The 25,263-nt window shown below is 33.1% G+C and carries 19 protein-coding genes and 1 tRNA gene; 2 read left to right on the plus strand and 18 right to left on the minus strand.

The window, feature by feature from the left end; translation table 11 throughout:
* Together mnmG and rsmG are read left to right on the plus strand one after the other, a co-directional pair.
* Positions 1-1,279, plus strand: a 1,279-nt coding sequence (mnmG, locus tag OYV_RS00910) for a tRNA uridine-5-carboxymethylaminomethyl(34) synthesis enzyme MnmG (RefSeq protein WP_042067754.1), incomplete at its 5' end; no start/stop codon positions are given.
* Positions 1,266-1,904, plus strand: coding sequence for a 16S rRNA (guanine(527)-N(7))-methyltransferase RsmG (rsmG, locus tag OYV_RS00915; protein ID WP_042067756.1), 639 nt, complete (start codon positions 1,266-1,268; stop codon positions 1,902-1,904). The genes mnmG and rsmG, both read left to right, overlap by 14 nt.
* A gap of 47 nt (positions 1,905-1,951) precedes the next feature.
* On the opposite strand, the gene OYV_RS00920 is transcribed toward rsmG, so the two are convergent.
* The 18 genes from OYV_RS00920 to OYV_RS01005 all read right to left on the minus strand — a co-directional run bounded on the left by OYV_RS00920 (position 1,952) and on the right by OYV_RS01005 (position 25,256).
* Positions 1,952-2,740 (minus strand): Bax inhibitor-1/YccA family protein, encoded by a 789-nt coding sequence (locus tag OYV_RS00920; RefSeq protein WP_042067758.1) that lies wholly within the window; start codon positions 2,738-2,740, stop codon positions 1,952-1,954.
* Positions 2,741-3,191: 451 nt separating this feature from the next.
* Entirely contained in the window at positions 3,192-4,376 is a 1,185-nt protein-coding gene (tuf, locus tag OYV_RS00925) for an elongation factor Tu (RefSeq protein WP_042067761.1), read from the minus strand.
* Positions 4,377-4,506: 130 nt separating this feature from the next.
* A complete protein-coding gene (gene fusA, locus OYV_RS00930) occupies positions 4,507-6,573 on the minus strand; it encodes an elongation factor G (RefSeq protein ID WP_042067762.1) in 2,067 nt (688 codons plus the stop codon).
* A gap of 24 nt (positions 6,574-6,597) precedes the next feature.
* Positions 6,598-7,068, minus strand: a complete 471-nt coding sequence (gene rpsG / locus OYV_RS00935; RefSeq protein ID WP_042067765.1) for a 30S ribosomal protein S7 — start codon at positions 7,066-7,068, stop codon at positions 6,598-6,600.
* Between the two features lie 88 nt (positions 7,069-7,156).
* Complete coding sequence (rpsL, locus tag OYV_RS00940) at positions 7,157-7,576, minus strand: 30S ribosomal protein S12 (RefSeq protein WP_011160636.1); 420 nt, start codon at positions 7,574-7,576, stop codon at positions 7,157-7,159.
* Positions 7,577-7,596: 20 nt separating this feature from the next.
* Positions 7,597-11,658: a DNA-directed RNA polymerase subunit beta' gene (gene rpoC / locus OYV_RS00945; RefSeq protein ID WP_042067767.1), complete on the minus strand. Its 4,062-nt coding sequence runs from the start codon at positions 11,656-11,658 to the stop codon at positions 7,597-7,599.
* 2 nt (positions 11,659-11,660) lie between these two features.
* Positions 11,661-15,482 (minus strand): DNA-directed RNA polymerase subunit beta, encoded by a 3,822-nt coding sequence (locus OYV_RS00950; protein WP_042067769.1) that lies wholly within the window; start codon positions 15,480-15,482, stop codon positions 11,661-11,663.
* Between the two features lie 174 nt (positions 15,483-15,656).
* On the minus strand, positions 15,657-16,034 hold the full coding sequence (gene rplL, locus OYV_RS00955) for a 50S ribosomal protein L7/L12 (RefSeq protein WP_042067771.1): 378 nt from the start codon (positions 16,032-16,034) through the stop codon (positions 15,657-15,659).
* Between the two features lie 44 nt (positions 16,035-16,078).
* The gene (rplJ, locus tag OYV_RS00960) at positions 16,079-16,588 is read right to left on the minus strand and encodes a 50S ribosomal protein L10 (protein ID WP_042067772.1); all 510 of its coding nucleotides are present in this window, start codon (positions 16,586-16,588) and stop codon (positions 16,079-16,081) included.
* 39 nt (positions 16,589-16,627) lie between these two features.
* Complete coding sequence (rplA, locus tag OYV_RS00965) at positions 16,628-17,320, minus strand: 50S ribosomal protein L1 (RefSeq protein WP_034172138.1); 693 nt, start codon at positions 17,318-17,320, stop codon at positions 16,628-16,630.
* A 93-nt stretch (positions 17,321-17,413) separates the two neighbouring features.
* Positions 17,414-17,839: a 50S ribosomal protein L11 gene (gene rplK / locus OYV_RS00970; RefSeq protein ID WP_042067774.1), complete on the minus strand. Its 426-nt coding sequence runs from the start codon at positions 17,837-17,839 to the stop codon at positions 17,414-17,416.
* Between the two features lie 198 nt (positions 17,840-18,037).
* Positions 18,038-18,652, minus strand: a complete 615-nt coding sequence (gene nusG / locus OYV_RS00975; protein WP_042067777.1) for a transcription termination/antitermination protein NusG — start codon at positions 18,650-18,652, stop codon at positions 18,038-18,040.
* A 1-nt stretch (position 18,653) separates the two neighbouring features.
* The gene (gene secE / locus OYV_RS00980; protein WP_042067780.1) at positions 18,654-19,064 is read right to left on the minus strand and encodes a preprotein translocase subunit SecE; all 411 of its coding nucleotides are present in this window, start codon (positions 19,062-19,064) and stop codon (positions 18,654-18,656) included.
* A 16-nt stretch (positions 19,065-19,080) separates the two neighbouring features.
* A complete protein-coding gene (rpmG, locus tag OYV_RS00985) occupies positions 19,081-19,266 on the minus strand; it encodes a 50S ribosomal protein L33 (RefSeq protein WP_011160627.1) in 186 nt (61 codons plus the stop codon).
* A 222-nt stretch (positions 19,267-19,488) separates the two neighbouring features.
* On the minus strand, positions 19,489-20,196 hold the full coding sequence (gene rlmB / locus OYV_RS00990) for a 23S rRNA (guanosine(2251)-2'-O)-methyltransferase RlmB (RefSeq protein WP_042067782.1): 708 nt from the start codon (positions 20,194-20,196) through the stop codon (positions 19,489-19,491).
* Positions 20,197-20,201: 5 nt separating this feature from the next.
* Complete coding sequence (locus tag OYV_RS00995; RefSeq protein ID WP_042067784.1) at positions 20,202-22,649, minus strand: HAD-IC family P-type ATPase; 2,448 nt, start codon at positions 22,647-22,649, stop codon at positions 20,202-20,204.
* An 84-nt stretch (positions 22,650-22,733) separates the two neighbouring features.
* Complete coding sequence (locus tag OYV_RS01000; RefSeq protein ID WP_042067788.1) at positions 22,734-24,881, minus strand: polyribonucleotide nucleotidyltransferase; 2,148 nt, start codon at positions 24,879-24,881, stop codon at positions 22,734-22,736.
* Positions 24,882-25,179: 298 nt separating this feature from the next.
* Positions 25,180-25,256 (minus strand) — tRNA-Asn (locus OYV_RS01005).
* Positions 25,257-25,263 lie beyond the last annotated feature (7 nt).

Genomic DNA, 25,263 nt, shown 5'->3' on the forward strand with positions numbered 1-25,263 from the left:
AAAAACAGGCACACCACCAAGAGTTAAAAAAAACAGCATTGATTATAGCCAAACCAAAATACAAATGGGAGATAATTTAGAACAAATATTTAGTTTTGTTCCCCAAACAAATCAAAGACCCCAAGAACCATGTTTTTTAACTCACACCAACCAAACCACCCACCAAGTTATCCAAAAACATTTAAACCAATCAGCTATGTATGGAGGTTATGTTGAAGGCACAGGCCCTCGTTATTGCCCTTCTATCGAAGATAAAGTAGTAAGATTTTGTGATAAAAACAGTCATCAAATTTTTATTGAACCAGAAAGCCTATCTTTGGATGAAATGTATCTACAAGGACTTTCTACCAGCATGCCTCAACACGTTCAACACGAAATCCTTAAAACTATTCCGGGATTACAAAACGCCCAAATCACTAAATATGCTTATGCTATTGAATACGATGCTTTTAATCCCAACCAACTCAAACACAGTTTAGAGACTAAAAAAATCCAAAATCTCTTTTTAGCAGGACAAATGAACGGCACCAGCGGTTATGAAGAAGCTGCTTGTCAAGGGCTTATGGCAGGAATTAATGCTTCTTTAAAACTCCAAAATAAACTTCCTTTTGTGTTAAAAAGAAATGAAGCCTATATTGGTGTTTTGATCGATGATTTAATCACTAAGGGCGCCAAAGAACCGTACCGTCTTTTGACATCACGCGCGGAATTTCGTTTATTATTAAGACACGACAATGCTGATTTGCGCCTCAAAGATTACGGATATCAACTAGGTTTGATTGATGAAAAAGATTATAACAATTTTCAAAACAAAAAAGCTAAAATCAACCTTTTATTAGAAAAAAGCAAAAATTATGAAATTTTAGTTAATTCAGATAATCTATCTTATTTAAAAAAACAAAACTCAGCTAGTCTTGGAGAAAAAACCACATTAGCACAACTACTAAAAAGACCAGAATTAAATTTTTGCACTTTACAACATTTTTTACAGGAAAAAGCAGATAAAACCATCTATGAACAAGTAGAAATACAAATCAAATACGAAGGTTATATTGCTAAAGCCCAAAAAGAAGCTCAAAAGTTAGCAAGGTTAGAACAAAAAAAAATTCCTAGCAAAATCAATTACGCAGATATTAAAAATTTATCAAAAGAAGCTCAAGAAAAACTTGATTTAATCAAACCCCAAACTTTAGGACAAGCAACAAGAATATTAGGAGTCAATCAAGTTGATATTTCGATTTTATTAGTTTATTTGGAAAAACATCATGCTTTACTTTGAATCATTAAAAGACAAATTTGCACTCAACGAAAAGCAATTAAACAAGTTTGTTTTTTACTATGAATTTTTAAAACAAGAAAACCAAAAAATGAACCTTACTTCTCTAATATCTTTATCTGATGTTTGCTATAAACATTTTTATGATTCTTTAATTTTAAAAGAAATATTTAACTTTAATACTGTAACTAATCTTTGTGATGTTGGCTCGGGTGCTGGCTTTCCTAGCTTTCCTTTAAAAATTCTTTTTCCTCATTTAAAAATTGTAATCATTGAATCATCTTTAAAAAAAATCAATTTCTTAAAACAATTATCAAGCCATTTGGAATTAGATAATATATGTTTTTTTCACCAAAGAGTAGAACAATATGACATAGCCAAAAATGGCAGTTATGATTGTGTTGTTGCTCGCGCTTTGGCTAGATTGGAACTTATCTTAAAATGGTGTGTTCCTTTAGTGAAAAAAAAGGGTTATTTTATTGCTATGAAAGGTAAAAACTTTCAACAAGAATTAGAAGCTAGTAAAAAGATAATTAAGCAAATAAGAGTTAAATTAGTTAGTGCAAAAACATTGGAATTACCAATGCAATTAGGAACAAGAACTAATTTATTATTCCAAAACGAATAAAAAAGGTAATATAATAAAAAAAAGATCACGAATATTCGTGATCTTTTTTATTTTCTTTCTTGACCAAATAACCTTAGCAAAATTAACATTATTCTTAAAAAAATTTCAATTAAAGTTGTTGCAAAAGCCAAAGAAACTTGCCATTCATATTTTTTAGGCATTCCTTGTTTAATCATTTGTTCGGTGTAATCAAAATGAAGTGCTAAAAACATAGATACAAATCCTAACATAATTAAACTAATAGGAAGAGTTAAAAAGCTATTGTAAATAATATTTTCAATTGTCCAAATGCTGCATAAAGACAACACTAAACGAACTATATAAGAAACCACCAAAGCAAAAGAACAATATAGCATAATTTGTCTAAATCTATTTGTTACTTTTATAAAACCTTTATAATAAGCATGGGACATTACAACAAAGACGATAAAGGTTGCAAAAATAGCCATAAAGGCAATTTCAACTAAATTGGCATAAAATAAATTTAGAACAACAAAAATAATTGATAAAATTATTCCTTCTATAAAAGAATAAATTAATCCACAAGCTTTAGAAATTTCAACTTGTTTTAATCCTGCAGAATAAATGCCATAATTTAAAAAACCTAACGCAATCATGGAAAAATAAATTGCATGAATATTTAGATTTTTTAATATCGCGGGTTTTAGAATTGGGTAAAAAAACATTGAAGTGATTGCTGTAACACATAAAAGCAAAATTGTTTTTAAAGCAATTCCTTTACGAGTAGCAACATTATTATAAGTAGTTTTTTCAAATAAAGAAAGAAAGTTATTTTTAATTTGGGTAAACGAATTATTTACTTTATTGGATTCCATTTAAACCACCTTTTTAAATTTTATTTATTATTAAAATTAAATTTATTTTATTATTCTTATTATTTAAAAAAATATTTACATCTTTTTTAACTTGCTTAATAAACAAGCACATATATATTTTACCTTTTTTTAAAATTAATTGGAAGATATTTTGCTTTTTTATTGCAAAAAATGACAAAAAGTGGTGTTTTTTTGGTTAGTGTTGTGAAATTTGATAATAAATAGCGTTTTTTTTGACACACAACTAATTTTTTTATAAGTGTTTAAAATGTCATTATTGCCAAATTTGCATCTTTTAGTTGAGTTGGGTTAGATTTGTGGAGTTTTAAAAAGTGATAAAAAGGCAAAAGGGCAAAAAAGGGGCAAAATACAAAATAAAAAATAGTTAAAAAAGATAAAAACCCACATAATGTGGGTTTTATTTATTAATAAGGTTGGGTATAATGAATTTTTAGTTAAGAAGTTTGGAAACTGATCCTGCACCAACTGTTTTTCCACCTTCACGAATAGAAAATTTAGTTCCTTCTTCTATAGCAATTGGGTTGTTAAGGGTAACTACTAATTCAGCGTTGTCACCTGGCATTACCATTTTAACATCACCTTGTAATTCAACTACTCCTGTAATATCTGTAGTACGGAAATAGAATTGAGGACGGTATTGAGAGAAAAAGGCAGTGTGACGTCCTCCTTCTTCTTTAGTTAAAACATAAACTTGAGCAACAAATTTAGAATGAGGCTTAACAGAACCTGGTTTAGCTAAAACTTGTCCACGTTGTACGTCTTCACGGTTAATTCCACGTAATAAAGCTCCAACGTTGTCTCCTGCTTGAGCAAAATCTAGGTCTTTTTTAAACATTTCTACTGCAGTTACAATAGTTTTTTTAGTTTCTTTAAGTCCTACGATTTCTACTTCATCACCAGCTTTTACTTGACCTCTTTCTACTCTACCAGTAACAACAGTTCCTCTACCAGTAATAGTGAAAACATCTTCTACAGGCATTAAGAAAGGTTTGTCAACTTCGCGCACCGGGTCTTCAATGTAGGTGTCTAGAGTTTCGATTAATTCGTTTACTTGAGCAACGTAATGAGCGTCACCTTCTAAAGCTTTTAATGCAGATCCTCTAATAACAGGAATGTCGTCTCCTGGGAAATCGTATTGAGATAATAATTCACGAACTTCCATTTCTACTAATTCTAAAATTTGTTCGTCTGGGGAAAGATCACATTTATTTAAGAAAACAACAATTTTTGGAACACCAACTTGGCGCGCTAATAAAATGTGTTCTCTAGTTTGAGGCATAACACTATCTGCACCAGAAACAACTAAAATAGCAGCATCCATTTGAGCAGCACCAGTAATCATGTTTTTAACATAATCGGCGTGTCCAGGACAGTCAACGTGAGCATAGTGACGTTTTTCTGTTTCATATTCTACGTGTGAAGTTTTAATAGTGATTCCACGTTCTCTTTCTTCAGGAGCATTATCAATTTGATCATAAGCTCTACTTTTAGCCAAGCCACGAGTAGACAAAACTTGGGTAATAGCTGCTGTAAGAGTAGTTTTACCGTGGTCTACGTGTCCAATAGTACCTACATTTAAATGCGGTTTATTTCGTATAAATTTTTCATTAGCCATTTTTCAAAGGCCTCCTTTTATTATGTTTTAAGGTTTGTTTTAATAAATATATTTACCATTTAAATTTTAACTTATTTTTGGCTTTTTACAAATATTTTGTTAATAAAAATGTTTTTTAGTGTAAGGTTGTCTAAGCTCGTTTTTTAATAATTTCTTCAGTGATGCTTTTAGGAGCTTTTTCATATTTAGCAAATTGCATAATAAAAGTAGCTCTTCCTTGAGTATTGGAGCGCAAAACAGTAGCATATCCAAACATTTCAGAAAGGGGAACAAACGCTCTAATAGCAACAGCATTGGCGCGTGATTCTTGGTTTTCTAATCTACCTCTTCTAGAAGTTAGATCACCAATAACATTTCCTACATAATCGTTGGGGGTAACTACTTCAACGTCCATAATAGGTTCTAAAATGACTGGGTTTCCTTTGGTTTTGGTTTCTTTTAATGCCATGGAAGCAGCAATTTTAAAAGCCATTTCGGAAGAATCGACATCATGGTAAGAGCCATCAAATAAAGTTGCTTTAACATCAATAATTTGATATCCAGCTAAAATACCACCAGCAAGAGCTTCTTGAATTCCTTTTTGAACTGCAGGAACGTATTCACGAGGAACTACACCACCTACAATTTTATTAACGAATTCAAAACCTTTTCCAGGATTTGGTTCAAAACGCATCCACACATGTCCGTATTGTCCACGACCACCTGATTGACGAATGAATTTTCCTTCTGTCTCAGTTTCTTGGGTGATTGTTTCTCGGTATGCTACTTGAGGTTCTGTAACATTTGCTTGTACTTTGAATTCTCTTTTAAGACGTTCAATAATGATATCTAAATGAAGTTCACCCATTCCAGCAATAATAGTTTGCCCGGTTTCATGATTGGAAAAAACCTTAAATGTAGGGTCTTCTTCAGCTAATTTTGCAAGGGCAATCCCCATTTTATCTTGGTCAGCTTTAGTTTTTGGTTCTACTGCAATTTCAATTACTGGTTCTGGGAAATTCATTGATTCTAAGACGATGGTTTGTCCTTCTGATGCTAAAGTGTCTCCTGTAGTAGTTTCTTTTAATCCTACAACTGCTAAAATATCGCCTGTGTAGGCTTCTTTTACTTCTTCACGAGAATTAGCATGCATTTGTAATAAGCGTCCAAAACGTTCTTTGGTTCCTTTAGTAGTGTTAGTTACGTAAGAACCAGCTTTAACTGAACCTGAATAGATACGGAAAAAGGTTAATTTTCCTACATAAGGATCGGTCATCACTTTGAAAGCTAGAGCTGTGAAGGGTTCTTCATCTAATCCGGTGCGCACAATTTCTTGGTTGTCAGAATCAAAACCAACAATAGCTGCAACATCACAAGGAGCAGGAAGGTAGTCAACAATAGCGTCTAACATTTTAACAACACCCTTATTTTTGAAAGAAGAACCGCAAAGAACTGGGAAAAAGGAAGCTTGTAAGGTTGCTTTTCTAATGGAATTTTTCAACATTTCAGAAGAGATTGGTTTTTCTTCTAAATAATACATCATTAATTCTTCGTCTAGGGTAGATAAAGTTTCTATTAATTCGTTTCTTTTAGTTTGGGTAATTGATTCTAAATCGCTAGGAATAGGAACTACTTTTCCTGTTTCTTGGGAAGTGTTATCATATTCAAAAGCATTCATTTCTACTAAATCAATGATACCATTAAATTCATTTTCTGAGCCAATTGGCCATTGAATAGCGCTTGCATGAACTCCTAAGCGTTGTTTAAGAGTTTTAATTGCATAAGCAAAATCAGCGCCTACTTTATCCATTTTGTTAACAAAAATAACTCTTGGGACTTTATATTCACTAGCTTGACGCCAAACAGTTTCAGTTTGTGGTTCTACTCCTGCCTGAGCATCAATAACTGTTACTGCTCCATCCAAAACTCTAAGAGAGCGCGAAACTTCCACCGTAAAATCAACGTGTCCGGGAGTGTCAATAATATTGATACGGTGGTTTTTCCAAAAAGCAGTAGTAGCAGCAGAGGTAATAGTGATTCCTCTTTCTTGTTCTTGTTCCATCCAATCCATCTGAGAAGCACCATCATGGGTTTCTCCGATTTTATGAATTTTTCCGGTGTGGAACAAAATTCTTTCTGTAGTGGTGGTTTTTCCTGCATCAATATGAGCAATAATGCCAATATTACGAGTTTTTTCTAATGAAAACTGACGTGCCATCTTTTATTCTCCTATAAGTTACAATCACCAACGATAATGAGCAAAGGCTTTATTAGCTTCTGCCGTGCGATGCGTTTCTTCTCTTTTTTTAACTAATACTCCGTTACCTAAAGAAGCATCTACTATTTCTTTGGCAAGTCTTTCTTCCATTGTTTTTTCATTGCTTTCTTTAGTGTATTTAACAAGCCATCTTAATCCTAAAGACTGGCGTCTTTCGGGACGAACTTCGGAAGGCACTTGATAATTTTGACCACCCACACGACGCGTGCGTACTTCTAATACAGGCATAATATTGTTTAGGGCTTCATGAAAAACTTCAATAGGCTCGCGGTTAGTGATAGTTTTTACTTGTTTTAAAGCTTGATAAAAAATAGTTTGAGCTTTGCCTTTTTTTCCGTCTTTCATAATGATGTTAATGGTTTTAGTAACTAATTTAGATTTGTAAACAGGATCTGGCTGTACATCTCTTTTTTTAATATGACCTTTACGGGACACAAAAATTCACCTACTTTCTTTATTTTATTTATTTTTTTGGGGATTTGTGATTTTTTTATTATTTGTTTTTTATTCTTTGTAATTGTAATTATTTTTTTTCTTTAGGTAATTTAGAGCCGTACTTAGAACGCCCTTGTTTGCGGTTAGCAACACCAGTAGCATCTAGAGCACCACGAACGATATGATAACGCACACCAGGAAGGTCTTTTACACGTCCGCCACGAACTAAAACAGAGCTATGTTCTTGTAAGGAGTGTCCCACGCCTGGAATGTAGGCAGTTACTTCAGAACCATTACTTAGGCGCACTCTTGCAAATTTACGTAAAGCTGAGTTTGGTTTTTTTGGAGTCATGGTAGTTACACGCAGACAAACACCCATTTTTTGAGGAGAACTGTAATGTTTAGCTTTTTTTTGCAAAACATTAAAACCGTAACTTAGAGCAGGTGCTTTAGTTTTGGAAGTTTTACTGCTACGACGTTTTTTGATTAATTGAGAAACAGTAGACATTTTTTATTTCCTTTCTTTTTTTAATTTTGGTTAGTTTTTTCAGCAAGTTCAGAAGTGTTTGCAGGTTCTTTTGGATATTTAAATAAAGTAGTTTCTAAAATACCTGTTCCTGCAGGAATTAAGCCACCAATAATAACATTTTCTTTAAGTCCGTAAAGATGGTCGGTTTTTCCTTTGATGGCAGCATCGATTAGAATTTTAGTAGTTTCTTGGAAAGATGCAGCTGACAATAAAGAATCACTTCTTAAAGAAGAACGCGTAATTCCTAAAATAATGGGGCGCCCCACTGCTAAACGTTTGTTTTCTTCTAACATTTTTAAATTAGCTTTTTTAAAGTTATTAATAGTAATTTCTGTGCCAGGTAAAAGTTGAGTATCACCTTCATCAATAATTAAAATTTGTTTAAACATTTGGTGAATAATAATTTCGATGTGTTTGTCGCTGATATAAACATTTTGGGCACGATAAACTTTTTGTACTTCTTCTAAGATGTATTTTTGAGCCTCTGTTGTGCCTGCAACTCTTAAAAGTTCTTTTAGATCAACCGAACCAGAAGTTAGTTTTTGACCGGGATAAACACTGTTGTTTTTGCTTACTAAAATATCGACATTAGGTTCCAAAATATAACGGTGCTCTGTGTCAGGGTCATTTTCTTCTGTGATTACAATTTCTGGATTTTGGGAACGGATTTTATCAATTTTTTTGATTTTTCCTTTTAATTCGCTGATTAGCGCTTTTCCTTTAGGTTTGCGTACTTCAAATAATTCTTCGATCCTTGGAAGACCTTGAGTAATATCTGAGGCAGAAGCAACTCCTCCAGTATGGAAAGTTCTCATAGTTAATTGAGTTCCTGGTTCCCCAATGGATTGAGCAGCAATAACACCAACAGCTTCGCCAATTTCTACTAATTTATTGGTAGCTAGATTGACGCCGTAGTCTTTGGCGCAAATACCATATTCACAATTACAAGTTAAAATGCTTCTAATAGGAACTTTTTTAATTTTGGCAGTAATAATTTCTTGGGCTTTGGACTCAGTAATTAATTCATTGCGCGCTATAATAAGGTCGTTGGTTTTGGGATGACAAATGTCGCAACTAGCAAAGCGTCCCATAATGCGTTGTTTGAGGGAAACAATTTCTTTGCCGTCACTCATCATAGCTTCTACAACAAAACCGCGGTCACTATTGCAGTCTTCTTTGATAACAACAATATCTTGAGTTACGTCAACTAAACGACGCGTTAGATAACCTGACTCGGCTGTTTTGAGGGCAGTGTCAGTTGAACCTTTACGGGCTCCGTGAGTAGAGATGAAAAACTCAGAAACTTTCAGACCTTCTCGGAAAGAAGCTTTAACAGGGACTTCAATAATTTCACCTTTAGGGTTATTCATTAACCCTCTCATCCCTGCTAATTGAGTAAAGTTAGAAACACTACCACGTGCGCCACTTTCGCTCATCATAAAAATGTGGTTGTCTTGTTGAAATTCTTTCATCAAGCCTTCTTGAATTTCATCACGAATAGTTTTCCATTCGTTAATTACTAAACGACGACGTTCGGCATCTGTTAAAAAACCATCGTTGTACCAAGTCTCAATTTGAATATTGCGGGATTCTACTTTTTGTAACAATTCTTGTTTATTGGAGTAAGTATTGATGTCTGCAAATGAAACTGTAATTCCTGCGATAGTAGAATACTTGAAACCTAAGTTTTTGATGTGATCTAGCATTTTGGAAGTTTCTGTAATTTTCATTTGTTTGAAAAAACATGCAATAATCATAGATAGGAATTTTTTGTTAAAAGGTTTAGGGGTGGGAAGTTTTTTTAGGAATTGTTTGGGGTTGGTTCCTGGAGCTAAAAAATAAGCATCAGGGGTTTTGACATCCAAATTAAACTGAGTTGGTTCGTTAATGTAGGGGAAACTTGGAGGCAAAATGTCATTAAAAATTAATTTTCCTAAAGTAGTCATTAAATATTTTTGACGTTGTTCTTCGGTAAATGATAAATTAATTGCTTGTGGTTTGATAAAAATTCTTGTGTGAAGGTGGATTTCTTTATTTTGATAAGCGGTTTTGGCTTCGTTGATGTCAGCAAAAAAAGCTCCTTCATTGCGATGTTTGTATTGGTGTTCTGCAGTTCTTTGGGCAGCATCATAGCTGTTTATAGTGCGATCTTTTTTTTCTTCAATGGTTAAATAGTAGTTTCCTAAAACCATATCTTGGGAAGGTGTTACTACTGGATTACCATTTTTAGGGTCTAAAATGTTGTTCGAAACAAGCATCAATAAGCGCGCTTCGGCTTGGGCTTCTAAAGAAAGAGGGACATAAATTGCCATCTGGTCGCCATCAAAATCGGCATTAAAGGCAGGCGTAACTAAAGGGTGGAGGCGAATGGCTTTACCGTCAATTAATTTAGGATCAAAAGCTTGAATTCCTAAACGGTGTAGTGTTGGGGCGCGGTTTAAAAGGACCGGGTGTTCTTTGACTACTTCTTCTAAGGCGTTCCAAACTTCTTCATTCATTTTTTCATAAATGGTGTTGGCGTTTTTTTTGTCAATTCCTTTGGTTTCTTGTAGTTTTTTCAAAATGAAAGGTTTGAACAAAATAATTGCCATTTCACGAGGCACACCGCATTGGTGCATTTCTAAATCAGGACCTACAATAATTACGGATCGTCCCGAATAATCCACTCTTTTACCTAAAAGATTTTGACGGAAACGCCCTTGTTTACCGCGTAGCATTTCGGATAAAGATTTAAGCGGGCGATTTTTTTCGACGTTGTTAACGTTTTTTTTGCTAGTTTTGGCATTATCAAATAAAGCATCAACTGCTTCTTGTAGCATTCTTTTTTCATTTTTAATGATTAAACGAGGAGCTTTTTGGAGCATTTGTTTTTTTAAACGATTGTTGCGATTAAGGATGCGGCGGTAAAGATCGTTGACTTCAGTAGTGGCAAAACGACCACCATCTAAAGGAACCATCGGTCTTAATCCCGGAGGCAATACAGGAATAACATCCATTACCATCCATTCAGGTTTGTTGTCTGATTGATGAAAAGATTCGATGATTTCTAGTCTTTTAATAATGCTTTCTCTTTTTTGTTTGGAATTTTCCGATAAAGATTTGCGAAGGACTTTGATAGTTTTTTCTAAATTGAGATTTTCTAGTAATTTTTTAACCGCTTCGGCACCTGTTAAAGCTACAAAAGCGTTTCCAAATTCATAAATAGCTTCACTGTATTGGGTTTCTGTAATAATTTCTTTAGGTTTGAATTCGGTTTTTCCAGGATCAATTACAACGTAAGAAACATAATAAACTATTTCTTCTAATTGTTTAGTTTTTATGTTTAAAAGAATAGCTAAACGGCTGGGAGAAGAGTTAAGGTACCAAGTGTGGACGATGGGGGTTTGTAATTCGATGTGTCCCATTCTTTCACGACGCACTTTGGTTTCGGTAAATTCAACTCCACATTTGTTACAAAATTGACTTTTGATGCTGACTTGTTTTTTAGAACAAGCACATTGGAAATCAACTACTGGACCAAAAATCTTTTGACAAAATAATCCTGATATCTCTGGTTTATAGGTGCGATAGTTAATTGTTTCGTAGCTAGTAACCTCACCATAAGACCACTGTCTGATTTCTTCAGGAGCAGCTAGACGGATTTTAAAATAATCATAATCTCTACTACCGTATTCTTTGTCAGATGAAATAGAAGGGAAGTGATTGTATAACTTAAATAGGTCGTTTAATTTTTGAAAAGCAAGGGGATTGGTTTCAAATGCTTTTGTAAGGACAGCCATTTTAGTTTGTAAAAGATCTTGAAAATCTTCCATTCCTAGTTCAGTAAGAATGTTAATAACGGCTTCACTCAAATCTAGATTTTGTAAATTACGAGGTAGGGCGAAGTTTTTGAGGATAGGTAAAACTTCTAAAAAAGCTTCTTGCAGCAAAAGCCTTAACTCTTCTAAAGTAAAAGTGTTAAAATCTTCCAAAGTATTGATTCCAGAAAGTTTTAATTTTTCTAAAACTGGAGATGAAAGATTTAAAGTTTCTACTGAAGTAAATAATCTGTTATCACTCATCTTTAATTATAACCTTCCTTTTTGTAATCAATTAAGGATTTATTAACTTCATTTTCTTTAGTATCGGTTTTGATTAGTTCTACATACAATCCTAAAGATTGCAATTCTTTAATGAAAACTCGGAAACTTTCAGGAATGCTTGGTTTAGGCAGTGGAGTTCCTTGCACGATGGCACTGTAAGTTTTGTTTCTACCTACAATATCATCACTTTTAACTGTTAAAATTTCTTGTAAGGTATGAGCAGCTCCATAAGCATAAAGCGCCCATACTTCCATTTCACCAAAGCGTTGTCCACCGTTTTGGACTTTTCCTCCCATAGGTTGTTGGGTCACTAAAGTGTATGGTCCTACGTTTCTGGCATGGAGTTTATCATCTACCATGTGAGATAATTTAACCATATACATAACTCCTACAGAAATACGACTGTCATAAGGTTCGCCGGTGCGTCCGTCATATAAAACCATTTTTCCATCAGGATCTAAATTGGCTTCTTTCATGATTTCTTTAAGGTCGTAGTCATTAACGCCGTCAAAAACAGGAGTTGCCACTTTGATGCCTAATTTTTTGGCAGCCATTCCTAAATGGATTTCTAAAATTTGTCCAATGTTCATCCTACTAGGAACTCCTAAAGGATTTAACATGATATCAATTGGGGTACCGTCTGCCATATAAGGAAGGTCTTCTTTAGGTAAGATGCGAGAAATTACACCTTTGTTTCCGTGGCGTCCTGCCATTTTGTCGCCTTCGTTGATTTTACGTTTTTTAGCGATGAAAACACGGATGTTTTCGTTGACACCAGCAGGAAGAACATCACCGTTTTTTCTGGAGAAATAATGAACACTTTGAACGATCCCCCCTTCACCAAAAGGAACCCTTAAAGAAGAGTCTTTGTATTCGCGGGCTTTTTCACCAATTACAATTTGAATTAATTTTTCAGAAGGAGAAGGTTCAATGTTTCCTTGAGGAGTTATTTTACCTACTAAAATGTCTCCTTCTTTAACTTCGGAACCAGGAATAATAATTCCTCTTTCGTCAAGGTTTTTAATAGCATCAGCGCCCACGTTGGGAACTTCTCTAGTGATTTCTTCTTGACCGCTACCTTTTTTTAATTCTCTAGTTTGAACTTCGTATTTATCAATGTGGATGGAAGTGTAGACATCGTGTTTGACTAATTCTTCTGACATAATGATGGCATCTTCATAGTTATAACCTTCCCAAGTCATAAAAGCCACTGTAACATTTCTGCCAAGTGCTAATTCGCCTTGAGATGTAGAAGGTCCACTTACTAAAATATCGCCTTCATTGATTTGTTCTCCCAAAACTACAATCGGTTTTTGCAATACTAAAGTGTCTTGGTTGGATTTGGCAAAATTGATGAGGTTGTATTCGGCTTGGTGTTCTTTGTAGTTGTTCTCGTATAAAGCCTTGGCTTGGGTGTAGGTAAATTCTTGGGTATTATCGTAAAGGGTTTTGCCATTTAATGAAACATTTTGGTTGGGTTTTTTAGTTATAATTATTTTTTGAGCATCAACATAAGTAACAAATCCTGATTCGCGGGCAATAATTAAGCAACCTGAGTCTTTGGCAGCGCGATATTCAACACCTGTTCCTACAATAGGAGATTCAGGGATTAATAAAGGGACTGCTTGACGTTGCATGTTGGCTCCCATTAAAGCTCTGGAAGCGTCGTTGTGTTCTAAAAAGGGGATAGAAGAAGTTGCAACAGAGACAATTTGTTTAGGAGAAACGTCAGCATATGTTATTTGGCTTCTTTCAAAAATGCCTGTTTCACCGTTGCTACGAGCAATTATTTTTTTGTCTTGAAAAGCATTATTGGCATCCAAAACAAACCCAGCTGAGGCAATAATTTCTTCTTTTTCTTGGTCAGCTGTTAAATAATCTATTTGGCGCGAAAGGGTAGTTTTCCCGTCTTGGTGCAAAACCTTAAAGAAAGGAGTTTGGATAAAACCGTACTTATTGACTTTGGCATAAGTGGAAAGGGATGTGATAAGTCCGATGGAAGGTCCTTCAGGAGTTTCAATGGGGCATAATCTGCCGTAGTGGGAATTGTGCACGTCGCGCACTTCAATGCCTGCACGATCACGATTAATTCCTCCGATACCTAAAGCTGATACCCTTCTTTTTTGGGTTAATTCTGCTAAAGGATTGATTTGATCCATGAATTGAGATAAGCGTGAACTTGTGAAAAAAGTTTTGATTACACTCATTAAAAAAGTAAAATTAACTAGGTCGCCTGGACCGTTAACTTCGCTGAATTTGCTAGTGGAAATCATATCTTTGATATTTTTTTCAGCTCTGGTAAGACCAATTCGGAATTGGTTTTTTAACAATTCTCCAATTAATCTTAAACGACGATTTCCTAAATGATCAATATCATCAACAGTGCCTACGTTTTCATAAAGATTCAAATAATAATTAATACTTGCAATAACATCTGATAAAGTGATGTGTTTTTTGGTTTCTCTTTGGTCGTTTCCAATAAGTTTGACTTTGTGATATAGCTTGCCTGATTCGTCTTTTGAAGTATAGACTTCTAAAATTTCGTTAAAAACTCCTTGACGGTCTGCTTCTTTTTGATAAATATCTTTAGTTCCTAAGAAAAATTTAGATACTTTTTCATCAAGAGTGTGAATATTGTGTCTTAAATGATTGATAATATCGTCGTTAACTAAAGTATCTTTAGCTACTAAAACTTCACCAGTGCGAGAGTTGATGATGTTAGTTTTGGTGAATAATTCGTTTTTTTGGGGGTCTTTTTTATATGCTAAAATCTCTTCATCAGTTTCGTTTTCTAAATTATGTTTAGCGTCGAAGATTTCTTGGAGCAAAAAATGACGATTTTGTTTCAGGATTGCAATTTTTTCTTTGGTTAAAAGTTCGCCTTGTGCAATTATTATTTCTTGAGTTTCGGAATTGACAAAATCACAAACTAAATAAGTGTTTTCAGCTCGGGTAAGAACGTCTAGTTTTTTGTTAAATTTGTATCTTCCCACTTTAGCCAGGTCGTATTTTTTTTGATCAAAAAGTCTTGTTCTGATAAAATCTCTAGCAGTGTCGACAGGAACTTTTTCGCCTTGACGGATTTTAGAATACAGTTCTACCAAAGCATTGTCTGAGTCCATATCAGTTTCTTTATCAAAAACAGAATCAAGGATAGCGCTTTTGCCAAAGACATTTTCGATTGCTTCTTTGCTGTCAAAACCTAGAGCATAAATAAAATTAGACAAGGGGATTTTTTTGGAACGATCTAGTTTGGCATACAAAATTTCTTTAGAGCCTTCTTCGTATTCAATCCAAGCACCACGTGAAGGAATTACTTGTCCAGAATAAGTGGTTCTGTTGAGTTTGCTGTCAAAATTACCTGCAAAATACACGCTAGCGGAACGTACAATTTGAGAAACTACTACTCTTTCAGTGCCGTTGATAACAAAAGTCCCAGTGGGAGTCATTAGAGGCAATTCAGTAAGTAAAATATTGCTTTGTTTAGTTTCGCCAGTTAAAACATTTTCTAAAGTAGTTTTGACAAATAATTGGGCAACATAACTTATATCTTTAATTTTAGTTTCTTCAATGCTATATTTTGGGGGTGCTAAAAAATAATCATCAAAGTAAATTTTTAAATCCCCATTATAACTTTCAATAGGACAAAAATCCTGCAACAATTCTTTAATACCGTGTTTTAAAAACCAATCAAAAGATTGGTTTTGAATTTCAATTAAATTGGGCAAATCAACATCATAAATTGTTTTAGAATAATTACGACGTTGTGCTTTTTTGCCATATTTGACATTATGATAACCCATCTTATGCTCCTATAAATTATTAATTGGTAGTTTGTTTTGCCAAAATCTTTATTTTTAATTGTGTCTTTGCGATTTTTGGGTTTTGGTGGGGGGTTGGGGTATAAAAATAAAAACAATGCAAGACTAAAAAACCTGAGAAAACTCAGGTTTTTATATTACTTACAAGATAATAATTTATTGAAGTTCAACAACAGCTCCAGCTTGTTCTAACTTGTTTTTGATATCTTCTGCTAAAGCTTTGGAAACATTTTCTTTTACTTTAGAGTCAGGAACTTTAACAAAATTAGCAGCATCTAGCAAGCCTAATCCTGTTACTTCGCGCACTGTTTTGATAACAGCAAGTTTCTTTTTTTCATCAAAACTTTTCATAACTACTGTGAATTCGGTTTTTTCTTCTACTTCAGCTGCATTATTTGCTCCAGGAGCTGCAACTGCTAAAGCAGTTGGGTCAATTCCAAACTCTTCTTTCAAACCATCTAATAATTCTTTAATCTCTAATAAAGACATTTCTTTTAAAGCCGATACAAAAGCTTCTTTCGTTAACTTAGCCATGTCAATCTCCTTTGTTATAATCTTTTCATTCATAAATTAATTGTTTATTGTTGGGGGTTTTCTTGTTCTTTGGTTTGTACTAACATATTTAGACCAATTGCTAAATGTTGCAAAGGTGCAAACATTGAAGCAGCTAAAAGCGCTAACATTTGTTCTTTTGAAGGCAAAGTAGCTAAGGTGTTTATTTCTTGCAAGGAGACAATTTTTTGTTCCACGATGCCAGAAACTATTTTAACTGCTTTATTTTTTTTAGCAAAATTATAAATCGTTTTGATTGGTTCTAATAATTCTTGGGGACTAATAATTAAAGCTTTTGCTCCTTTTAAAAAGGTAACTAAATCAGCTTGTTTGGCGTTGGTAACAGCTCTTTGCATGATGTTTTTGGGATATACTTTTGCTTCACAACTAGTTTTTTTTAACTCACGACGCAGTTGCATAAAAGAGCTTACCGGTAAGCTTGCATATTCAAAAACAATAACTGTTTTGGCAGTGCTAATTTTTTCTTGCAAAACAGCAACTGAATCTATTTTTTTGGCTAACTGAGGTTTTATCATGATTATGCCCTTTTCCTTCCTTCAAAATTTTGATCTTGATTATTGTGAAATTGTAACAGGGTCAATTTTAATACCTGGTGCCATCGTAGTTGAAATAGTAACACTTTTAATGTAAGTGCCTTTCACTGTACGAGGTTTAACAGCCATTAATTGAAGATATAAAGTTTTTAAGTTTTCTAGTAATTTTGTCTCATCAAAAGAAACCTTACCTAATATGGCGTGAATATTCCCACTTTTGTCTAGGCGGTATTCAATTTTACCATTTTTAATTTCTTTGACTGCTTGTAAAACATCATTTGTTACAGTACCTGTTTTAGGGTTAGGCATTAGTCCTTTGGGTCCTAAAAGACGCCCTAATTTACTTAATTGCGGCATCATTTCGGGAGTAGCAACTAAGACATCAAAATCAAACCAGTTTTTGGCAATTTTATCAATTAAATCTTGGTCGCCTACGTAATCTGCTTGGGCTTCTTGTGCTTGTTTAGCTTGTTCTCCTTTAGCAAGAACTGCTACTTTTAAGACTTTACCAGTGCCATGTGGTAAAACTAAGGCTCCTCTTAAATTTTGATCAACTTTTTTAGGATCTAAATTTAGATGAAAAGCACATTCTACCGCAGCATCAAATTTAGCAACTTGAGTTTGTTTAGCTAAGCTAATAGCTTCTTGAAGCGGATATGTTTTTTTAACATCAAACATTTGTAATGATGCTAAATATTTTTTGCCTCGTTTCATCGCAGTAATTCCTTTCTCAAAACAACTTGACATTTTTTAGAAATTTTTTTAATTTGAAATTTGAATAATTGGGGTCAAAACTATTTTAATATTTTAATCTTTTACTAAAATTCCCATATTACGAGCTGTTCCTTCAATGATTTTGCAAGCTTTTTCAACGCAATAAGCATTTAGGTCTGGAAGCTTTAAATTGGCGATTTCTTCTACTTGTTTGTGGGTGATAGTAGCTACTTTGGTTTGACTTGCATTAGCAGAACCAGATTCAATTTTAGCAGCTTTTTTTAAAAGATCACTTGCTGGAGGAGTTTTAGTTACAAAAGTAAATGTTCTGTCCTCATAAACAGAAATGATAACAGGGATAACGAAACCCATTTGATCTTTAGTTGTTTCGTTAAATTGGGAACAAAAAGCAGGAATATTAACTTGGGCTTGCCCTAAAGCAGGTCCTACTGGAGGAGCTGGATTAGCTTTTCCTGCAGGAATTTGTAATTTTACCGTTTTAACAACTTTTTTAGCCATAAAAAACCTTTCTTTGGAACGGGGATTTGAAATAAAAAACTTGATAATTTGAGTTGTTTATTCTTTGTTTGCGTTTCATTAAATTTGGAATATTGTTGATATTGTCACATAAAAAAAATATGATAAAATTTTTTAGACAACTTATTTTAACATAAATTTTAAATATTTGATAAAAAAATGTTAGAAATTATGAAAAAATTAAGATATTTCTTTGAAGTCGTTGAAAGAAATTTCTACTGGAGTTGCTCTACCAAACAAATCTACTTCCACTTTCATTTTTTCACGGTCGTCATCAATACTTGATACTTGCCCTATTTGACCCGAAAAAGAACCAGAAATAATTTCTACTTTTTTGCCGATAAAATTTTTATAATCGGGTTTATTGATGATGCCCATTTTTAATAAAACAGGATTGATTTCGTTTTCAGATAAAGGAACTGGTTTAGAACCCATCCCGCTGGAACCTAAAAAACCAGTAATTCGCGGAGTGTTTTTGACAACAAACCAAGATCGGTCAGTAATCATCATTTGAATAAAAACGTACCCGGGGTACATTTTGCGCTCTTTTTTAACCTTTTTTCCATCCAAACGAGTTTCATAATATTCTTCTTTGGGAGACAAAACATTAGATACTAAATCACCTATGCCAATGCTTTCGACTCTTCTTAACAAATCGTCTTTTACAACATTTTCATAACCTGAATAAGTTTGAGCAATATACCATTTAAGGTGACATGTATTTTGGTAATCTTTTTCTTGATCTTGTTGTTCTTGCGCTTGTGTCTCTTTTATTTGTTTTTCTGTTTTATTCATTTTATTTGCTCAACAAATTTTTGATTTTAACACAAAATTGGGTTAATTTGCCAATAACATAAGAATCTATGGCATGAACAAAAAGGATTAAGAACAATGTGAAAAAAATAACTTGTAATGTTTTAAACAAAATTTGTTTTAAGGAAGGCCAACTAATGTTACAAATTTGCAAAAATGCATCTTTGAAAAAAGCAAATGAACCTATCGCAAAAATAAAAACACTCAAAAGAACTAAAGCACAAGGCAATGCCCAATGCATAGTTTCAAACTGTTTTTGTTGCCATAATTGCCCACAAAGAGCAAGAGACAAAATAGAAGTGGTAATTAGTAAAATATTGATCCAACTATATTCTCTTTTGATTACTTCTAATAACTGATTTGGTTTGTTTTCGCTTACTATTTTAATTCCCATAAAGTTAAAAACTCCTTTACTTAGTTTCTTGATGCAAAGTGTGTTTGTTGCAATAAGAGCAATATTTTTTTAAAGTTAAACGTTTTGAGTTTTGATTGGCTCGTGGTTTGGTGTTGTAATTGCGGTTTAGACACAAAACACAAACTAAAATATTTTTTTTCAAAAAAATAGCTCCTTTTATGTTAGAAAGTTGAAAAAACATTAATTTATTTTCAAAACATCTTTTTTTATTATATCATAAATCAGTGTTTTTGTGCAAAAAATAAAATATAAAAATTGCTTTGTGCAAAAAAATATCCCGGGAAGAAAATATTTGGAATGTTGGATGAAAGATGGTAAGAAAACTAACAGTAACCCAAATTAGATAAATGATTAGCTGCTTAAAAAAGCTAGTGATTAGTTTGTTTTTTGGAGGAGGCAAGGGTTAATTATCACCAAAAATAAAAGTGGAGTAGATCATTAATGCAGCAGCAACACTTACATTTAAAGAATTGATTTTTCCATACATAGGAATTTTAACCAAAAAATCACATTGCTGTTTTAATAAATGTCTAATGCCTATTCCTTCGTTGCCAACAATAATAGCCAAAGAACTGTTTTTAGGGATTTGGTGAAAAGATTGGGAAGAATTGCTATCGGTACCAACGATTAAAACTTGATTTTTTTTTAGTTTTAAAATGGTTTGATGCAAATTAGTAACTAAAAAAACTTTAGTGTATTCCAAGGCACCACAAGAAATTTTGGCAACTGTGGAATTGAGTGGAACTTGATGTTTTTTACTCATAATAACACCATCCAAAGCACAAGCTTCAACAGTTCTTAAAATGGCTCCTAAGTTATGAGGGTCATTAATGGCGTCTAAAATTAAGAATTTTTGGAATTTGGCAGAATCTAAATAAGTGTCTAAGTCGTAAAAAGTGTAGTCACAAACATTGGCAGCGACTCCTTGATGGTTTTTTTGTTTGGTTAGATCATATAAAAACTTTTTGTCAACTAATTGATAAGCAATATTGTGTTTTTGTAAAAACATTATAAAAAGATGGTCTTTAATTTTTTCATCTAAATATAGTTGATAAATTTTTCTCTGCGCTTTAATTGCTTCTTTGATGGGGTTTTTTCCGTAAATAATCATATTAATTATTTGTTTTCTTTCGATTTTGTAGTTTTTGTTGGATGGGTTTTTTGGGAGATTTGGGTTATGACAAGGGATAAAATGATGATTAAAACTAATAAAACTTTTTCAAGTTTATCGAATTGAGACATTTCTTCAAAAACATCCAAAATAAATGAAGCTGTCATAAATCCTATTAACATTGCTACAAATAAAAGTAATTTAGCTAGATTTAAAGGTTTAGAAATTCTAAATAAAACAGTAAATAAAATGAAGGTGGAAAGCAAAATGACAAAATTAGAAACTGTTTCTAATTGTTTGAAATCGGGAGTTTGGGTTGATACAAAACCAATTCGCACACCAAAAGTTAAGACATAACTAATAAAAGCTATACTTGCATAGGGAAAGGCTTTTTTGAGATTATTAAGTAAAAAGTTTTTGCTGATAATTTCGTTGTTTTTTTCAAAAGATAAAAAAAGCGAAGGAATGCCAATTGACCAATAATCCATGACAAATTGTAATTTCAAAGGTGATAATGGATAGTAGCAAGGACGCCTTAAAAAATTAAATAAAATAACAGCAACTGCAAGCATAAAAGCAATAATAGTTTTGGTAAAAAACAAAATAGAGATTTTATCTAAATTGTTAATAATTCTTCTGCCTTCAAAAACTACTTTAGGCATGGAAGAAAAATTCGAATCCATCAAAACTAAATTAGCAATATTACAAGTAGCTTGGCTGCCTGATGCCATCGCAATGGAAAGATCGGCTTCTTTTAGGGCTAAAATATCGTTTACACCATCGCCTGTCATGGCAACTTTTTGTCCTGCTTGTTTAAAAGTTTGGATTAAGATTTTTTTTTGTTGGGGCGAAGTTCTTCCAAAAACATTATATTTAGTAGCTATTTGGATAACTTCTTGGTCAGAAAGTCCTTCTAAACTGATGGTTTTATAAGCATCAATAATACCTACTCTTTGAGCTATTTGAGAAACTGCCACATGATTATCACCAGAAATTACTTTAACACAAACGCCATTTTTCTGGAAAAAATCAATGGTAGTAACTGCGTCTTTTTTAATAGTATCTTTGATGATAATTAAAGCTAAAGGAATGCATGGGATGTCGTGTAATTTTTGGTTTTTACAAGTTATTTGAGAAATACAAGGCTCAGGGCTTTTGGCTAATAAAAGCGCTCGATAACCTGATTTAGTGTAAGTTTCAAAATCTTTTTGAATAAGGTGAAAATTGTTTTTTAAAATGAATTCAGGAGCCCCCAAAAAAATGGTTCCTAAATTATTAAATTCAACTGCACTATATTTTCTTGTGCTGGAAAAAGGAAGATTTTGGGAGGGTTGATAAGGAGTTGAAGTAGGAAAAGTATTGGGGCTAAATTTGTTTATTAAAGCATTATAAGTACTATTAGAAGCGGGGCAAGCAGATAAAAAAGAGTTCATTAATTTAGTAAAATCAAGTTCTTTAGGGTGATAAGGAATGACTTTTTTAACTTGCATAGTGCCATCAGTAATAGTTCCTGTTTTGTCGAGGCATAAAGTGTTTATTTGAGCTAACATTTCGATTCCAAATAGATTTTGGGCATAAGTTTTTTGTTTTGCTAAACGTACAAAACCTACTGCCAAAGAAATGTTAGTCAGCAAAAAAAGTCCCAAAGGAAGCATTGCTATCATCATGCCACACAAACCTAGTAAGGAATTTTGCCTGAAACCTGATATTTTATTATTCTCTTTATTAAAAGCAAAAAAAGCTAAAATAATAGCAAAAAGTGTGACAAAAATAATGATTGTTTTGATTAACAAAGATAAGTTTTGCATTAAAGGAGTGGTCGGTTTTTTGTATTTTTTAGCTTCTTGGGAAACTTTTTCAATATACATATCACTTCCTACAGCTACAATTTCGGCATAACTTTGACCTGATACCACGTAGCTACCAGAGTATAAAAAATCATTTTCTTTTTTGATAACTAATTTAGATTCACCAGTTAAAAGTGATTCGTTAACTTCTAAAACACCCGATTTTACCTTGGCATCAGCTGCAATTTGTTCTCCTGCTTCCAAAAATAAAAGATCTCCCAAAACTAAATCAGAAGAAAAAACCTTTTCTTTTTGACTATTTCTTATTACTTGAGAATGGTTTTTCATCAACAAAGATACTTTGTCAAGAGTTATTTTAGCTTTAATTTCTTGAATAACACTAATAAAAACATTGGTTAAAGAAACTACTAAAAAAAATAAATGTTCATATTGTTCTATGAAAATAATGATTAATGCTACAATTAAAATCAACAAATTAAGATAATTAAATAAATTACTAAATAAGATATCTTTAATACTTTTAGAATTTTTATAGTTAGAAACATTAACTTGACCCGCAGTTTTTTTTTGTTCTACTTGCTTGTTAGTTAGTCCTGTAAAGTTTTGTTTTGTTGCGATATTGGGATTATTTAAAGATTCATTCATGCACAACCACCACACTTTTCTTAAATGATATCGGTATTTTTTTTATAAATTAATGGTTATTGGTAATAATTTTTGAAAGCCAAACTAAGAGTTTTTTTCTTGTGTATTTTTGGGCAAAAGCAAAAAATCAATTCTTCCGCGGTCGTTGATTTTGGTGCATTTAACCGAAACTGTTTCACCTATTTTTAAAACATCGGTGATTTTTTGAAATTTCTTTTGATTAACGTGGATAAGTCCTTCGATTCCTGGACAAACTTGTGCCACAGCTCCAATCATTTTTCCTTGTTTGTCACTTAAAAAACGCAAAATAGAGGCTTGATAACAAGTGCCTATTTGAATTTCTTGGATTAAACTTTCAATAAAAGCGACTGTTTTTTTGACTGTTTCTAAGTTGGAATGCATTACAAAAACGCGTCCGTCTTGTTCAATATCGATTTTTACACCATCATGAGATTCAATAATTTGATTGATGATTTTGCCACCACTTCCAATAATATCACGAATTTTTTCTGGTTTGATTTGCATCATACAAACTTTAGGGGCGTACTTCGAAACTTCTAAACGAGGTTGAGAAATTGTTTGGCTCATGTGTTCTAAAATATGAAGGCGTCCTTTTTTGGCTTGCAAAAAAGCTTCTTGCAAAATTTTAAAATGGATTCCTTGAATTTTAAGATCCATTTGTAAAGCAGTAATTCCTTTATTGGTGCCTGCGATTTTTAAATCCATGTCTCCAACGTGGTCTTCTAAACCTTGGATATCGCTTAAAATAACGTATTTATTCGTTGCTTGGTCAAAAACTAATCCTACTGACATTCCTGCAACTGCTTTTTTTAAAGGAACTCCTGATGCCATTAATGCCAAAGAAGAAGCACAAACAGTGGCTTGAGAAGAAGAGCCGTTAGATTCTAGAATTTCAGAAACTACTCTAATAGTGTAGGGGAAGTCTTTTTCTTCTGGCAAAACTTGAGATATAGCTTTTTCGGCAAGAGTGCCGTGTCCGATTTCTCGTCTACTAGGGGCAGTATAACGACCAACTGCACCAACTGAAAAAGGAGGAAAGTTGTAATGAAGCATAAAACGTTTATTTTGTTCGTCGCTTAGACCGTCAATAATTTTGCTTTCTGATAAACATCCTAAGGTCACTGCAGCAAGGCTTTGGGTTTGTCCTCTAGTAAACAAAGCAGAACCATGAGCGCGGGGCAACAAATCAATTTGAGATTCAAGAGTTCTTATTTCTTCTAATCCTCTTTTATCTGGTCTTATTTTTTCTTGCAAAATTAAAGAACGTGTTTCTTGTTTGGATAATTTTTGAAATAGGGTTTCTGTTGTTTGTAAATGTTTTTTGTGGGCTTCGTAATCAAAAACAGTGGCAGTGTCAATAGTTTTGAAAAAAGGAGTTTGTTTGGCTTGATCTAGGATTTGTTCTTTTAATTGTTGTAAATCGTTTTTGCTGTTGCAACTTAAAATAGCTTGTTTAACTTGGGATTGGTATTTGGCAAAAAAGGCTTGTTGTTGGGTTTGTTCGTTTTGGTGCAAGGTGTTTGTTATTTTAGCAGGCGCAAATTGTTGCTTGATATTTTCTTGAAATAAGCAAAGTTTTTTAATATATTGGTGAGCAAAATTAATGGCTTCTAAAAAGTCTTGTTCGCTAACTTCATTGGCGTGTGCTTCTATCATAGTAACGTTGTGTTTGGTACCTGCAACCATCAAATGTAGAGTAGAATTGGCAAGTTGTTGCAAAGTGGGATTGATGATAAACTTGTCATTGATTTTTCCTACATAAACTCCGGAAATAGCTTCAAAAAAGGGGATTTCAGAAATCAATAGAGAAAGAGAGCTTCCAAGCATGGAGGCAAGCTCGCTTTTAAAATCAGGGTCTAGGCTTAAAACTGTATTAATTACTTGCACTTCTTGTTGAAAATAATCAGGGAATAGGGGGCGTAAAGAACGGTCGATGAGGCGTGAAGTGAGGATTTCGTGATCGTTGGAACGTCCTTCTCGGCGTAAAAAACTGCCAGGAATTTTTCCAGCAGCATATAATTTTTCTTGATAAATAACAGTAAGAGGTAAAAAAACAAGATTATTGGGTTTGCGACTAAAAACAGTAGCTGTAAGAACCACTGTATCTTGGTAGCGTACTAAAATGGAAGCATCAACGTTTCTGGCGTAAGTTCCTATTTCGACTTGAAAAGAATCTTTTAAATTAGTAGTTTCAAAAACTTTTTTTAACACTTGAGATACTCCTTTAAGTAACTGGTTTGGGGTTGGGGGAATTTTGGATGTGATAAAAAAATATATAAAAATAAAAAGCTAGAGTTTGAATTGATTTCAACAAACTAGCTTAATAATTAGATAATTATTTTAATTTTAAGTGATATTTATAAAAAATCAATTTAAAATTATTTTCTTAAAAAAAGAGAATTTTGTTAAAAAAATAAGCCAATCATTGGTTGTAAAATTGACTTAATAAATTAGAAAATACTAATTTAAAAAATGGGTTTCAAGGACAAAAGAAAAAACACAACAAAGATGGCGCCCACGCTAGGACTCGAACCTAGGACCCTCTGATTAACAGTCAGATGCTCTAACCAACTGAGCTACGTAGGCATTTTTT

Origin of the sequence: 'Chrysanthemum coronarium' phytoplasma (genome assembly GCF_000744065.1) — a bacterium.
GTDB lineage: Bacteria > Bacillota_I > Bacilli_A > Acholeplasmatales > Acholeplasmataceae > Phytoplasma > Phytoplasma asteris.

Bases quoted from the DNA above. Each gene is read 5' to 3' on its own strand.
- secE (WP_042067780.1), bottom strand. From the start codon at position 19,064: ATGGGAATTAAAATAGTAAGCGAAAACAAACCAAATCAGTTATTAGAA.
- rplA (WP_034172138.1), bottom strand. From the start codon at position 17,320: ATGAAACGAGGCAAAAAATATTTAGCATCATTACAAATGTTTGATGTT.
- rpmG (WP_011160627.1), bottom strand. From the start codon at position 19,266: ATGTTTTTTCAACTTTCTAACATAAAAGGAGCTATTTTTTTGAAAAAA.
- tuf (WP_042067761.1), bottom strand. From the start codon at position 4,376: ATGGCTAATGAAAAATTTATACGAAATAAACCGCATTTAAATGTAGGT.
- OYV_RS00995 (WP_042067784.1), bottom strand. From the start codon at position 22,649: ATGAATGAATCTTTAAATAATCCCAATATCGCAACAAAACAAAACTTT.
- OYV_RS00920 (WP_042067758.1), bottom strand. From the start codon at position 2,740: ATGGAATCCAATAAAGTAAATAATTCGTTTACCCAAATTAAAAATAAC.
- nusG (WP_042067777.1), bottom strand. From the start codon at position 18,652: ATGAATAAAACAGAAAAACAAATAAAAGAGACACAAGCGCAAGAACAA.
- OYV_RS00950 (WP_042067769.1), bottom strand. From the start codon at position 15,482: ATGGGTTATCATAATGTCAAATATGGCAAAAAAGCACAACGTCGTAAT.
- rsmG (WP_042067756.1), top strand. From the start codon at position 1,266: ATGCTTTACTTTGAATCATTAAAAGACAAATTTGCACTCAACGAAAAG.
- rpoC (WP_042067767.1), bottom strand. From the start codon at position 11,658: ATGAGTGATAACAGATTATTTACTTCAGTAGAAACTTTAAATCTTTCA.
- rplL (WP_042067771.1), bottom strand. From the start codon at position 16,034: ATGGCTAAGTTAACGAAAGAAGCTTTTGTATCGGCTTTAAAAGAAATG.
- rplJ (WP_042067772.1), bottom strand. From the start codon at position 16,588: ATGATAAAACCTCAGTTAGCCAAAAAAATAGATTCAGTTGCTGTTTTG.
- fusA (WP_042067762.1), bottom strand. From the start codon at position 6,573: ATGGCACGTCAGTTTTCATTAGAAAAAACTCGTAATATTGGCATTATT.
- rlmB (WP_042067782.1), bottom strand. From the start codon at position 20,196: ATGATTATTTACGGAAAAAACCCCATCAAAGAAGCAATTAAAGCGCAG.
- rpsL (WP_011160636.1), bottom strand. From the start codon at position 7,576: ATGTCTACTGTTTCTCAATTAATCAAAAAACGTCGTAGCAGTAAAACT.
- rplK (WP_042067774.1), bottom strand. From the start codon at position 17,839: ATGGCTAAAAAAGTTGTTAAAACGGTAAAATTACAAATTCCTGCAGGA.